The sequence below is a fragment of the Planomicrobium sp. MB-3u-38 genome, assembly GCF_002836425.1.
Lineage (GTDB): Bacteria > Bacillota > Bacilli > Bacillales_A > Planococcaceae > Planococcus > Planococcus okeanokoites.
Genome location: NZ_PJBO01000001.1, coordinates 79809 through 93572 on the forward strand (window position 1 = coordinate 79809; position 13764 = coordinate 93572).

At 47.8% G+C, this 13764-nt stretch carries 14 protein-coding genes; 6 read left to right on the forward strand and 8 right to left on the reverse strand.

Annotated elements, in window-relative coordinates:
• The first annotated feature begins 479 nt into the window (after window positions 1-479).
• The 6 genes from proB (at window position 480) to CXF70_RS00505 (ending at window position 7663) form a co-directional block, all read left to right on the forward strand.
• Entirely contained in the window at window positions 480-1265 is a 786-nt protein-coding gene (gene proB, locus CXF70_RS00480; protein WP_084243497.1) for a glutamate 5-kinase, read from the forward strand.
• A gap of 18 nt (window positions 1266-1283) precedes the next feature.
• Entirely contained in the window at window positions 1284-2561 is a 1278-nt protein-coding gene (locus CXF70_RS00485; protein WP_101801032.1) for a glutamate-5-semialdehyde dehydrogenase, read from the forward strand.
• Between the two features lie 150 nt (window positions 2562-2711).
• A complete protein-coding gene (locus CXF70_RS00490) occupies window positions 2712-3446 on the forward strand; it encodes a sulfite exporter TauE/SafE family protein (protein ID WP_101801033.1) in 735 nt (244 codons plus the stop codon).
• Between the two features lie 413 nt (window positions 3447-3859).
• Entirely contained in the window at window positions 3860-5068 is a 1209-nt protein-coding gene (locus tag CXF70_RS00495; protein WP_101801034.1) for a multidrug effflux MFS transporter, read from the forward strand.
• Window positions 5069-5202: 134 nt separating this feature from the next.
• Window positions 5203-6009, forward strand: a complete 807-nt coding sequence (locus CXF70_RS00500; protein ID WP_101801035.1) for an ABC transporter ATP-binding protein — start codon at window positions 5203-5205, stop codon at window positions 6007-6009.
• Window positions 5996-7663, forward strand: coding sequence for a hypothetical protein (locus CXF70_RS00505; RefSeq protein ID WP_101801036.1), 1668 nt, complete (start codon window positions 5996-5998; stop codon window positions 7661-7663). The genes CXF70_RS00500 and CXF70_RS00505 overlap by 14 nt, the downstream gene beginning before the upstream one ends.
• A 444-nt stretch (window positions 7664-8107) precedes the next feature.
• On the opposite strand, the gene CXF70_RS00510 is transcribed toward CXF70_RS00505, so the two are convergent.
• The 8 genes from CXF70_RS00510 to CXF70_RS00545 form a co-directional block, all read right to left on the reverse strand.
• The gene (locus CXF70_RS00510; protein ID WP_101801037.1) at window positions 8108-8578 is read right to left on the reverse strand and encodes a hypothetical protein; all 471 of its coding nucleotides are present in this window, start codon (window positions 8576-8578) and stop codon (window positions 8108-8110) included.
• A gap of 149 nt (window positions 8579-8727) precedes the next feature.
• Window positions 8728-9108 (reverse strand): VOC family protein, encoded by a 381-nt coding sequence (locus CXF70_RS00515; RefSeq protein ID WP_101801038.1) that lies wholly within the window; start codon window positions 9106-9108, stop codon window positions 8728-8730.
• Between the two features lie 16 nt (window positions 9109-9124).
• The gene (locus CXF70_RS00520) at window positions 9125-9766 is read right to left on the reverse strand and encodes an alpha/beta fold hydrolase (protein ID WP_233208501.1); all 642 of its coding nucleotides are present in this window, start codon (window positions 9764-9766) and stop codon (window positions 9125-9127) included.
• 120 nt (window positions 9767-9886) lie between these two features.
• On the reverse strand, window positions 9887-10297 hold the full coding sequence (locus CXF70_RS00525) for a DUF4395 domain-containing protein (protein ID WP_101801039.1): 411 nt from the start codon (window positions 10295-10297) through the stop codon (window positions 9887-9889).
• Window positions 10298-10376: 79 nt separating this feature from the next.
• Window positions 10377-11735 (reverse strand): magnesium transporter, encoded by a 1359-nt coding sequence (mgtE, locus tag CXF70_RS00530; protein ID WP_101801315.1) that lies wholly within the window; start codon window positions 11733-11735, stop codon window positions 10377-10379.
• A gap of 178 nt (window positions 11736-11913) precedes the next feature.
• Window positions 11914-12447: a 1,2-dihydroxy-3-keto-5-methylthiopentene dioxygenase gene (locus tag CXF70_RS00535; protein WP_101801040.1), complete on the reverse strand. Its 534-nt coding sequence runs from the start codon at window positions 12445-12447 to the stop codon at window positions 11914-11916.
• 25 nt (window positions 12448-12472) lie between these two features.
• Entirely contained in the window at window positions 12473-13102 is a 630-nt protein-coding gene (locus CXF70_RS00540) for a methylthioribulose 1-phosphate dehydratase (protein ID WP_369916903.1), read from the reverse strand.
• The gene (locus CXF70_RS00545; protein WP_101801041.1) at window positions 13099-13764 is read right to left on the reverse strand and encodes a 2-hydroxy-3-keto-5-methylthiopentenyl-1-phosphate phosphatase; all 666 of its coding nucleotides are present in this window, start codon (window positions 13762-13764) and stop codon (window positions 13099-13101) included. Before CXF70_RS00545 ends, CXF70_RS00540 begins: the two co-directional genes overlap by 4 nt.

The window sequence follows — 13764 nt, forward strand, 5'->3', positions numbered from 1 at the left end:
GGCAGGAGCCGGATAGAGCTTTTTTAAAAAAAAATTTAAAAAAGTGCTGACCCTTACATCCAATAGGCTTTGGGAAGTGTTCGAGGACGCTGAAAAACTGGGGGTAATTTGGAAATGGAAATAATGTATGTTAACATTGCTACTTGATTCTTTTGTTTAAAATTTCACAAGCGGAAATTTAGACAATACCGAACGAGGCGGAGCGCTGGTGGGAAGTTGCTGGATTCAGATAGAAAACCTTTTTGACGGTTTTAGGATCCATGCAGGATTATACGCTCATCATTTTGTTTTATTAATATAAAATTCTTTTTCACAGTGTTAATTCGGTCTATTTAAGTTAAATAAAAACATCGTAACAGCGTATAGTCCCATCGCAGGATTGAGCACAATCTTCAATTGGAAAACATGCCAAGGAGCCGAGGTTTTTCCGTCTTCATGAAGAAGGGAAAATTTTTTATTTAAAATAGGAGTGATAGTAAGTGGAGAAGAAAAGAATTGTAGTAAAAATAGGCAGCAGTTCACTGACAGATCCGAATGGGAAATTGTCGATCGGCAAACTGCGTGAACACGTCGAAGCATTGGCCCGTTTGAAAGAAGATGGCCATGAAGTGATTTTAATCTCGTCAGGAGCAGTAGCTGCAGGGTTCAAGAGCATCGGCTATTTATCGCGTCCGGATGCCGTTGTTGATAAGCAATCGGCTGCAGCTGTCGGGCAGGGACTGCTGTTGCAGGCATATGCGGATGAATGCAAGAAACATGGCATCGTCGCGGCACAATTGCTGTTGACGAAAGATATGTATAAGAACGCAAATGACACAATCTCGAATTTATTGGAGCGGGACGTACTGCCGATCATCAATGAAAATGATTCGGTCGCAGTGAAGGAATTGACCTTTGGAGACAATGATATGCTGTCGGCTTTAGTCAGCAAGCTGGTGCACGCGGACTTCCTGATGATTTTGACGGATATCAATGGCATCTACAGCGGCAACCCGAATACCGATCCAACAGCCCAAAAATACACCTTCCTTACAGAAGTCCACGAAGAAATGGAAAATGCCGCTTCTGCGGAAGGTTCTTCGAACGTCGGTACCGGAGGAATGAAATCGAAAGTGACGGCTGCGAAAACAGCGTTGGCTTCCGATGTACAGGTCTTTATCGGTTCTGGCGAAGGCAGCGACAAACTGGTCGATATTTTTGAAGGAAAAGGCGACGGAACTTATATCGGTAATTTGGTGGAACCGAAAGTACTTGTGAATGCATAATTTGAAAGGAGACAAAGAATGACTCAACTTCTGCAAGAAGAAAAAGTTACAGAAACGGAATTGGTAACAAAAGCGCAAAAAGCAAAAGAGGCGGCTTTCCAGTTGGCGAAAGCGGCGACGGAAGATAAAAATGAGGCTTTGCAGACCATTTCAGCACAATTGCTGGAGGAACAGGACTTCATTTTAAGTGAAAACGCAAAAGACATAACGGCCGGGCAACAGGCAGGGATGAACGATTCACTGGTGGATCGCCTGAAACTGGATGCAGCCCGCTTAAAGGATATGGCTGACGCCCTGATCCAATTAACCCGATTAAACGACCCCATCGGAGAAACCCTCGAAAAATGGGAGCAGCCCAATGGACTGGCGATGACAAAAATCCGTGTACCGATCGGTGTCGTCGGCATGATCTATGAAGCGCGACCTAACGTAACAGTCGATGCCTCAAGCCTGTGCCTGAAAACAGGAAATGCAATTGTACTGCGCGGCAGTTCAACTGCCATCAACTCCAATAAAGCGATTGTCCAGGTGATTCGCCGTGCGCTGGAAAATACCAAACTGCCGGTTGAATCGGTTCAATTGCTGGAAGATACGCGCCGCGAAACCGCGTCGCAAATGTTCAAATTGAACGACTATCTGGATGTTTTGATTCCGCGCGGCGGAGCGAAGCTGATCCAAACGGTCGTGCAAAATGCCACAGTACCTGTTTTGGAAACAGGGGCGGGGAATTGCCACATCTTCATCGACCAGACAGCGGACGTGAAGATGGCGGTTGATATTGCGGTCAATGCGAAAACGCAGCGTCCTTCTGTCTGCAATTCGTGCGAAACGATTCTTGTGCAGAAAGATTGGGCTGACGCTCATCTGGCTGAACTTGTGGATGCTTTACAGGCGGAGAACGTGAAGATTCATGGCGATAGCGCCGTGCAAAGAGTTTCTTCTGCAGTTGCACCTGCAACTGACGAAGACTGGGCGACGGAATATCTGGGCTTTGAAGTGGCAGTGAAAGTCGTTGACACGGTCGACGAGGCTGTTCAGCACATCAATCAATACGGCACCAAGCATTCGGAAGCCATCATTTCAACGGATGCGGCGAATGTTGAACAATTCTTCAATGAAATCGATGCAGCTGCGGTTTATCATAATGCTTCGACCCGCTTTACGGATGGCTTCGAATTCGGCTTCGGCGCTGAAATCGGCATCAGCACCCAAAAGCTGCATGCCCGCGGGCCGATGGGCTTGCCGGCGTTGACGTCAACGAAGTATATCATCAGAGGCAACGGACAAACGAAATAATGAAAAGGGAAAGTCTATCCTGGAAGTCGTGTGAGCGGCTTTTTGGGTGGCTTTTTCTATATAAGTAAAACTTATCGTTTTTCATAATAACTATTGAATTTATTTATGTGAACAGAAGGATTATAGTTAGTGTGAAAAGAGGTGACGGGGATGGATTACGTTTTCATGTTCTTTCTCGGAGTGATTGCCACGACGCTGGGAACACTGGCCGGAGGGGGTGGACTGATAAGTTTGCCGGCGATGCTGCTGCTCGGGTTGCCGGTCCATTCTGCGATCGGTGCCAATAAAGTCTCGAATACAGTCAGTTCGTTTTCCAGTTTTTATTACTTGATCCGGAAAAAGAAGGTGTCGCTGAAAGAATCCTATTGGATTGTGCCGGTGAGCCTAATGGGCGGAGTTGCCGGTGGCTTTATCGCTTCATCGATACCGGAAGAGCAAATGTACATTTTGGTGAGTTTCTTGTTGCTGGCTGCATTTTTCACATCGTTTATTGGCAAGAAAGGATTCACAGGCGAAAGCCGGCTGAAAGTTGAGCCGAAAAGTGCGGGCGGGTTATTCGGTATCGGCATGTACGACGGCCTTTTCGGTCCGGGGCAGGGAACACTGATGCTGTTCCTGTTCAGCTATCTCGATATCGCCTATATCCGAGCGGTCGGATTTGTGCGGCTCGCTACATTTTCCAGCTGTCTGGGCGCTGCGGTCACGTATACGCTGGCGGGCCACATCATCTGGCCGTTGACGCTCGCGCTTATGGCCGGATCGGTTACCGGGGCACAGGCAGGCGTCCGAATTGCCGAAAAGCTCAATCCGAAATTTGTGAAGCCGCTGCTGCGTGCGGTCACCGTTCTGTTGATTGCGCAAATTCTTTTTACGCGGGTATTTTGAGGGAAACTTCAGTCCAATCAAGGAGGCCTTTGCGGATGCAGGGGCTTTTTTTGTTGGGTTACAGGGGTTGTAGGAGGCGAAACTGCTGGGAATAAATGCTTGATTTTTTATTCGATGCTCAATTATCCTGCGTTTCGGAATTTGCGGGCGATTAAATCAGTTTGCGGGCGATAAAAATAACTTGCGGGCGATTAAATAGATTTGCGGGCGATAAAAAAATTATATCGGCGTTCAGCAAAAATTTCGCCGTGAAATGGAAATATCTTCTTTTAATTTCTCAGCAAAGAAAATTCCCAGCCCCGAGAAGCCAAAAAAAGGGAAGTCTGACTTGTTCTGTGGTAGGCTAAAAAACAGCTGTTTTCTTTTCAGGAATTTATTAAGAAGAAATAAAAAAGAAAGAAGGTACCATAAGAATGAAAAATTTAGCCGGGATGAAACGATCACGTTTCGTTATACTTTTGGGCGCGTTGACAGCCATGATTCCTTTTACCATCGATATGTATCTTCCGGCGTTTCCGACTTTGGCAGAGGTGTACCATACCAATGCGTCGGCAGTGCAGCTCAGTTTGACCGCCTGTCTCCTTGGACTAGCATTCGGTCAATTGGTGACGGGGCCGCTCAGTGATTCACTGGGCCGTAAAAAGCCATTGATCATTTTTTTGATAGCTTATGCCATTGCTTCAGTCGCCTGTATCTTTGCCCCAAACATATACATATTCATCGGATTGCGCTTTGTGCAAGGCTTTGCAGCTTCTGCCGGGCTCGTTATTTCCCGGGCAATAGTGCGGGATGTCAGCAGCGGATCGGAATTGACCCGCCTGTTTGCCTTATTGATGGTCGTCAATAACCTCGTGCCGCTGCTCGCTCCATCAGTGGGGAGTACGGTTCTCTTGTTTGCCGATTGGAAAGGGATCTTCCTGATTCTCAGTTTGCTGGGGCTCATTCTTTTATTCGTGAGTGCTTGGCGATTGGAAGAAACCTTGCCGCCGGAAAGAAGGGTGCCGGGCAATCTGACGGAAACCATCAGCAATTTCAGCATCATCATCAAAAATCGGAAATTCACCGGTTATGCATTGGCGCAGGGGCTGTTGATCGGCGGCGTATTTGCCTATGTGGCCGGAACTCCGTTCATCTACCAGAACATCTACGGCGTTTCGCCGCAGGTCTTCAGTATCCTGTTTGGAATGAACGGCATCGGCCTGATTTTCGGCAGTTATGCCGTCGGCCGCTTCAGCTACGTCTGGCCGGAGAAGAAATTCCTTGAAGTCGCGTTGTATACGGCAACTGCCGCAGGTGCTTTCCTGCTTGCTGTCGTGCTGGTCGATGGGCCGCTTTGGGCTGTCGTCATTCCGATTTTCTTCTTTGTCACAGCAATCGGAGTTGTCGGCACCGCTTCCTTCACTTTGGCGATGGAAGAACAAAGCCGTGTGGCGGGCAGCGCCTCTGCGTTGCTCGGGCTTCTGCCGTTCGTACTTGGCGCAATCGCAGCGCCTTTAGTTGGCGCGGGTGGAGAAGATACCGCCGTGCCATTGGGTTTGATCATCTTCACCATGTGTCTGCTGGCGCTTCTTGCCTATCTGTTCCTTGTAAAACGCCTGGATCATAAAGTGAATGCGAATTAAATAAAAATGGAAAATATACCCTTGCAGCTGTCGAATCTATTCGGCAGCTGTTTTTTATTAATCTAAAACGAACTCCCAATTTCAACCAATCGGATGTTAAGATAAAAGTAATACATAATTAATGGGGTGTTCAGATGGATTCAGCAAACGGATCGATTCTATCCATTCAGGATCTGACAATGAGCTACGGAGGAAAACAGGTGCTGAACGGCATTAATCTGGAAGTGCAAAAAGGGCAGATTATCGGCTATATCGGTCCGAACGGCGCCGGCAAAAGCACGACGGTAAAAATCATGCTTGGCCTGATCGAGGATTATAAAGGGAAAGTCGTGATTTTCGGCCAGGACATTTCAAAAGGCGACCCGTCCTACAAACGCCGCATCGGCTACGTGCCGGAAAATGCGGAAGCCTACGACAACCTGACCGCGATGGAGTATCTCGTCTTCATCGGCGAACTTTATGGTTTGGAGCAGGCGTTTGCACAAGGAAAAGCGGAAAGCCTGCTGCAGCAATTTGATCTGATCGATGTCCGCCATGCGCGCCTGTCTTCTTTTTCAAAAGGAATGAAGCAGAAGGTGCTGATCATTTCGAGTCTCCTGCACAATCCGGACCTGCTTTTTTGGGACGAGCCGCTGAGCGGTCTTGATGCCAACAGCATGATGTTCATCCAGGAAATCCTGTCGCAGCTGGCGGCAGAAGGAAAGACCATCTTTTATTCGTCGCATATCATGGATCTGGTCGAAAAGATCAGCAATCGCATCGTCCTGCTGGTGAACGGCAAAGTCATGGCGGACGGCAGTTTCGAGGAATTGCAGGAACAGAGCGAGGAAGGTTCGTTGTCGGGAATCTTCAACCAATTGACCGGCTTTACTGAGCATCGCGAAAAGGCGGCGCATTTTGTTTCCGTCGTACGAGGAGACCATGACGATGCGGGAGTTTAAATCACTCAAATTCATCGCCTTGTTCAAGGGGCTGTTCCGTCGGTTCGGCGTCGATTTCGAAGTCATGATGCTGATCTTGCGGATCAAACTGACGATGGACGAACGCCGCGTGCCAACGGTTTTCAATGAAATGGGCAAGAAGAAGGAAGGCAACCAATTCTTGAAATCACTGTGGATCTATGGCATCTACAGTTTGCTGTTGCTGCCTTTCCTGTTCATCGGTGAAAATTACATTTTCCAGATGAGCATCATGTTCGGCATGATCTTGTTTATCCTGATGACTTCCATGATCGCCGATTTCACATCGGTCCTGCTGGATGTCCGGGATAAGAATGTGCTGCAGACGAAACCGGTCGATAAAAAAACGATAACGGTTGCCAAGACGATCCATATCATGATTTACATGAGCTTTGTAACCGGTGCATTTGTAGCGTTGCCGCTTGTGGTGAGCTTATACCGGCACGGACCGTTATTCTCTTTGGTCTTCCTGGTGGAAATCATATTTGCGATGCTGTTGGTTGTCGTGCTGACCTCGCTGCTTTACCTGTTTGTGCTCCGCTATTTCGATGGCGAGCGTTTGAAAGACATCATCAATTACGTTCAAATCCTGCTTTCCGTGGGACTTGTAGTCGGTTATCAAGTGCTCATCCGTGCATTCGAATTCTCCGATCTCAACATAAATTACTCGTTCAGCTGGTGGCATTTCCTGATTCCGCCGATCTGGTACGGAGCGCCGTTTGAGATGGTCCTGAACGGCAATGCAGCCTGGCACATGATTGCGTTTACTGTCCTTGCTGTCCTGGTGCCGATTGTCGCAATTTTTGTCTACAGCCGGTTGATGCCATCCTTTGAGCGCAATCTCGAAAAAATGCTGAGCGATACAAAAAGCCGCAAGCCGGGCCGGCACCTGCTTGACGGATTTTGGGCAAAGCTGTTGTGCCGCAGTAAGGAAGAACGTGTTTTCTTCCGCTTTTCAGCAATGATGATGAAAAAGGAAAGAGAGTTCAAGCTGAAAGCTTTTCCGAATCTGGCGCTGTCTATGATTTTCCCGTTTTTATTCATATTCAATGAATTGCGGATCCGCAGCCTCGCCGATATTTCGGAAGGCAATATGTTTTTGTTCATCTATTTCTGCAATATCATGATTCCGGGAACGGTTTTCATGCTGAAATTCTCAGGCAGCTACAAAGGCGGCTGGATTTTCAGGGCAGCGCCGATCAACCGGGAGTCAGCGGTGTTCAGCGCGGCCATCAAAGCGTTTCTCGCCAAACTGTATCTTCCAATATTTTTGGTGGTCGGCGTTGCTTATGTATTCATCTTCTCAGCACGCATCCTGCCGGACCTTGGCGTGGTGCTGCTGAGCGCGATTCTGCATTCACTGATCACCTATCGAATAATGAAAGACGAAGACTTTCCGTTTACCCGGTCATTCGAATTTGCACAGGATCCCGGCTCTGCCCGGATGATCTTGCTGACATTCATCCTCGGTGCATTCCTCGGTGTCCATTTCATCGCGAGATCAATCGACTATGGCATCTACGTCTACCTGGTGCTGCTGATTGTGGCGGTTGTCGTCGCGTGGCGCAAGACGTTTCCGGAGGGTTGGAAACCGGATGATGCGAAAGGAAGTTCCGAAGCGGAAGTGGAGATATAGGAGGACACCTCACTGGAGCGAGTGCTTCTGTGGGGTATTTTTATGGAGAGGGTTAAGTTTTTGGTGGTAATATTATACAATAAAATCGGTGTTAAATTGAAATGAGGAACTGGAAAGTATTCATGGCAAATTGGAAAGTATTCCAGTCATTTTGGAAAGTATTTGAGTCAAACTGGAAAGTATTTTAGGTGATTTGGAAAGTAAGTCCAAATACTGGAAAATGAATTGCTGATTTTTCATTCTTTGATACGGTAAATCCCGCTCTCAATATGTAATGGACAGTATTCGACTCATAACAGACAGTATATCCATGAAAGTGGAAATATCATTTCTCTCAAGCTTTTATCAGAAAACATCGTATAACAAAAATAAAGCAAGAAATTTCAGTTGGATGAACTGAAGTTTCTTGCTTTTATCTTTGTCATTTTGATCAATGGTTTTAGCTCAATTTTTTGCTGGGTCTGTTAACGTGTTCATTCTCACAAACTCTCCTACATTATAGCCGATCCAAGCACCGATAAATGGAAAGGCAGCTGAAGAATAATTCACTCCTGAATTATTGAAATCTGTTGTAAATATGAATATCGTAATAAAAACTGTTAGAACAACACCGAAGGCTGCTTCCAATGTTTTTCGCCGTTTCCAACGTTTCTCTCCTAAGCGAGCTTTATCAAACTCCTGAACACGTTTGCTTGTCTTTGTACCGATAAATTTTCCTGTTTTTAAATTGTACACTATACTTGCTGCCAAAATTACAACAAGGACATAAAAAATTCCTATGAAGAGATAGAACTGTCCATATTCCATAAAGTAATTTAGCAATACAAACAGCAGGAGCATCGCAAGATTGTATTGCAGTAACTGCTTCATTTTAAGGCGCTTAACTTCCCGTAAATCCCATTGCGTTTCTTCCATTTTATCTCCCCTTTAAACCCAACCGTTTCCTTAACTCATCTATATGCATATAAACTAACTGTAACATAAATATTCAGACTATTTTTGGAAGAAATGGATTTTAACAAAAAAAGCCCAGACGAATTTACCGTCCGGACTTCCGTTCATTCCTATGAAGATATCTTATCACTCGTCAAAGCATGCGTATTTCCTTCGGTGTCTTCAAAAAACGCCATCCACGTTTCAGCGGGACCGTTTTTGACGACACAATGGGGAGGGCCGCTGAACTCGACACCGCGCGCTTGAAAGTCGGCGTAGCTGAGGTCAATATCTGTCACATCAAAATAGAGCACCGAACTGGCATGGGTGAATTGCTCCCTTTCCGGCAGGCTCAGCATCAGGCGCAAGCCGCCGCAGTCGAAGAACGCCATCGTATCCGTGTTGAACAGGAGGGACAGGCCCAGTTGTTCTTTGTAAAAGTCGATTGCCCGTGCAATATCTTTCACAGGCATGCCGATTTGACTGATTTTCTGCACAGCGGTTGTAATCATTAATATTGTCCTCCTTTTAGAATTTCTCGATTTCGGCCATGATGTCTTTCATGATGTCGATGGAAGCGAGGGTCTTTCCGGGAATCTCCAGGCTGTGTTCGGTGCCCGGCACCAATCGCAGCGTCATCTGCGGATTCGTTTTTATTTCATTCCAGCGCTCTGCATCATAAACCCGATCTTCATCGCCAATAAAACCGAGTGCCCGGTTCGGGAGAGTCAGCATCGCGTCAAAAACATCCGGCCGTTTGATGAGCGGCGTCAGCCAGATGGCGGCTGCATCCCGGAACAGCGGACGCTGCAATTCGGAAGCCAATGCGATGGTGCCGAGCGATTTGCCGATGAGGCAGAAATCCTTATAGGAAAATTCGGTAAGCACCTGGCCGATGACCTTCGCCACGTCAAAGCGCACGGCTTCGCTCAATTCTTCCATACTGAAATCATCATAAAAGTCATCGTTGTACCGGTAATTCACATTTAAAACATCATAGCCTTTTTGCAGATAGATATCCGTCGCGTAATGGAACAGCGGGGCCTGGTTTGTATACCCGGCGCCCGGCAGCATTACAGCAAGGCGGTCCGAAGCTTCTTCCTGCTTAATCATCAGATAAGGGACTCCGTAACCTTTATATCCTTCAGCAGATTCTTTTACTAATTTCATCAGCAATTCCCCCTATTATTTCCAGTATAGCGAAATTTCGGAATTGTGGAATAAGAAATAAATAAAGGCATATAAAAACGCCACATCGAAAGTGAAACACTTTCAATGTGGCGTCCAGTTTTAATTCGTCCGTGTGCGGTTGTGCTTCATCATCATCAATCGGTAGCGGACGGTGCAGCCGATGCAATAGCCCATCAGCGCTATGCCGGCTGCTGCCATGACCATGATAGCGAAGAAATATGCGGCTGCCGTAATTCCGGCAGCGAAGAATACCAATGATAACCCGAGGCAGACAGTCGCAATCCATTGATTGAACAATTGCTGGTCGCGGTCTTCCTGGATATATTCATTGGCCGGCTTCTTCAAAAGCGGTCTGGCGGCCATGATGACCGGATTTTTCTTTGTGATCAATGTATAGACACCCACTGCGAATGGCAGCAGGAGAATAGCTGGTGACAGGATCAGTCCGGCGATAACCGACAATACGATAAAACTCTGATTTAATTGGACAAGCGGTTTTGGAATCGTCATAATGCAGCCCCTTTACTCTTTTGTTCATTATACCAAGTAACTTAATAGGAATAAAGGGAATAGAACTGGCGCAACCCTTTTACATCAATTGCGTGATAAAAACTGTAGCGATGCCGAAATAAATCAGCAGCGACAGAATATCGTTTATTGTGGTGATCAGCGGTCCCGATGCGATGGCGGGGTCGATGTTTAATTTGAATAGAAGTAAAGGGATGATGGTGCCGGCCATGGTCCCGATGATCAGCGTCAGGAGCAGCGAACTGCCGACGACAAAGCCGAGCACGAGGCTGCCTTGCCAGAAATAAGCGATGCCTGTGATCAGCACGGCGCAAATCACGCCGATGATGATGCCGACCCATAACTCCCGGACGATCAGTTTGATGCTTTGGCGGAAATTCGGTTTTTGCGATACGAGGCCGCGGACGACCACTGCCAGCGACTGGGTGCCGGTGTTACCGGTCATGCCCGCAATCATCGGCATGAAGAAAGTCAGTGCGACAACCGTTTCAAGCGTCGCTTCAAAACGGCTGATGATGCCGCCCGACAGCAAACCGATGAACAGCAGGAGGACAAGCCAGGGCAGGCGGCGGTAAGCGGCGACAATCGGCTTGGTTTTGAAATCGATCGATTTACCGGAAGCGGACAGTTTTTCGATATCCTCATTGGCTTCCTGCATCACGACATCGATCACGTCATCGACGGTCACCACGCCGACCAGCCGGTTATCGTCCTCCACAATCGGCAAGGAGACGAAATCATAGCGGCTGATCAGGTTGGCGACTTCTTCCTGATCCGTCAGCACATCGGCTTTTACGACACGGCTGTACATGACATTGCTGATTTCCTCATCCAGTTCGCCGAGCAGCAGGTCTTTATAGGAAACCACGCCTTCGAGGCGCCGATCCTCATCAACCACGTACAGGTAGTTCAGAAATTCGGCATATTCAATGAAATGCTTGATCTTGTCGATGGCTTCCCGGATCGTGTAATGACCCGGAATCCAGACGTAGCGGTCATTCATGATCCGACCGGCCGTTTCAGGCGGGTAATTCATCAGGTTCTGGACAATCGTCGATTCATCGCTGTTCATATTCGCCAGCAATTCGTCGGCGCGATGAGGCTCGATGTCGGCAAGCAGCGAAGCGAGGTCGTCATTATCCATCCGGTCGAGAACTTTTTTGGATTTCTCGATGCCCAGTTTATGCAAGATCTCCAGCTGCTCGTCGCTGTCGAGCTCATCCATCAATTCCGTCAATTGTTCGGTCGTTAAGTAAAGAAGGAACTTGGTGCGGTGCTTGCCGGGGATGCGGAGATAATGCTGTGCCATATCATAGGGCTGCAGTTCATCCATGACCTCCTGGAATTCATGGATGCGCCCTTCTTTGAGTGACTGCACAATTGCAAGTGTAATTTCGTTATCGGTCATTAATAATGCCATCAGAATCTCCCCTTGGATCAGCAGAACATCCGCCGCGTCCGTAAGCGGAAACGGTGTGTTCATTTGTTACACTATCCCTCAAAACGCCGGTGATGAAAAGCTTTTTATACACAAAAAATCCCGGAAGCCGAAGCGATGCGCTTCTTCACCGGGATTCTTTTCATTTAATTGAATGCTTTCAGCTCTGAACGCTTTCTTCCTGATAAACCGGCACCCATCCTTCAGTCGTCACGAAGATGCGAACAGCGACCACTTTGCGGTCATCGGCAAGCGTGAAATAATGCGTGATGTTTTCCGGTACCGAAATCAAATCGCCCGGTGTCAGGTGGACTTCGAAAAAGCGCTCGTCTTTGCCCTGGATGATGAAAACGCCGTGGCCGCTGACGATATAGCGGACTTCGTCGTCTGTATGGATATGTTTGCGCTGGAAGTTCTTCAACAGTTCATCCAGTTTCGGGTTCGAATCTGAAAGGGAAATGACGTCAGCCGCTTTATAGCCGCGACGCTCAGAGATATCGTCGATTTCCGCTTTGAACGCTTGCAGGATCTGTTCTTTCTCGTCATCGCTCAAATCGAATTTTTCACGGAGCGGTTCCGGCAATTTATTGATGTCCCAGTGTTCATAGACAACTTCCTGCTGCTCCAAAAATGCTGCGACTTCGTTTTGCGCTTCGATCGTTTCGTCTGTACCTTGAATTTTGATGATTGCCATTAATAATCTTCCTCTCTGATTGGGTTTATTTTATTTGAAGTAATGCCAATTGATATTGAAATAAAAACTCGCTGGCCTCCAGCAATTTCTTCGCTTCAAAAGCGTCTTTGCCCCATACGGTGATGCCGTGGTGGCGGATCAGTACAGCGCCTTTGTCGGCTGTCAGGTGTTCTTCGAAATCTTCCGCCAGCCGCGGGATATGGGCGTGGTTGGCGATGATCGGAATGGACAAGACAGCATCTTCATCCCATAAGCCGAATGCTTTGATGAGTTCCTGTCCTTTGAAATCGATTTTGCCGTCGCGTCCATAATGTTCGGACAGGACGTTATTGGCAACGGTATGGACATGTAGGCTGCAGCCGGCACCGGTTTTATTGTAGATGGCGCTGTGCAACAACGTTTCGGCGGAAGGCTTGAGGTGGGTGGCTTCGACCGGCTCGCCTGCCGCATCGACGAGGAGGAAATCCTCATCGGTCCGTTTGTACTTATCCTTGCCGCTTGCTGTAACCAGGAACTGGAGCGGCGCATCATTCACTTTGATGGCGAGATTGCCGCTTGTGCCCATGAACCAGTCGCGCCCGGCAAGAACGTCTTTAACGTCCGCCAGTTCATTCCATTTTTCCTGCAGCTTCGTCAATGTCTGTTCTGTCGTCATGACCGCACACCCAATTTCGCATCGATGATTTCTGTAACGTCTCCGAAATTCTCGAAAGGCTCGTAAGGGATGTTCAGTTCCTCGCATTTTTCAATGAGGAAATCGCGGGCAATGACAAGGTCGGCATATTTTGCCGCCTGCAGATCGGTGATCGAATCACCGATGACAATGCTCGTGCCGCCGTCCGCGAGAAGCTTCCGGATAATCGACGGCTTGCAGCAGCCGCAGCCTTGGCTCGCGCACTTGTCGTCGCAACCGTGCGGGAAATCGATCCGGATGGTATCGCCCGAGAAATCCGCTTCATTGCAATAAATGCCTGCGAACGGTCCGAACGGTTCAAGCAGCGGGTAGACGAAAAAGTCGATGCCGCCGCTGACGATATAAAGCGGGATGTTGTGCTGTCTCGTATAGTTGACGAAATCCGCAAAGCCTTCCCGGATCTCCCCCTGCTCGAGCACGTATTCGATGACTTCATCCTTTTTGGATGATGGCAATAAAGAAAACATCTTTTTGACACCTTCACGTATGGAGATGGTCTGAGCGAGAATCTCGTCTTTGATCGGTTCCCAGCCCGGCGGATTGAAATGCTTCATGATGGCGATTAAATTATCGTTGGTTGTGATTGTGCCATCAAAATCACAAAAGATGATTGGCTGTTTCAT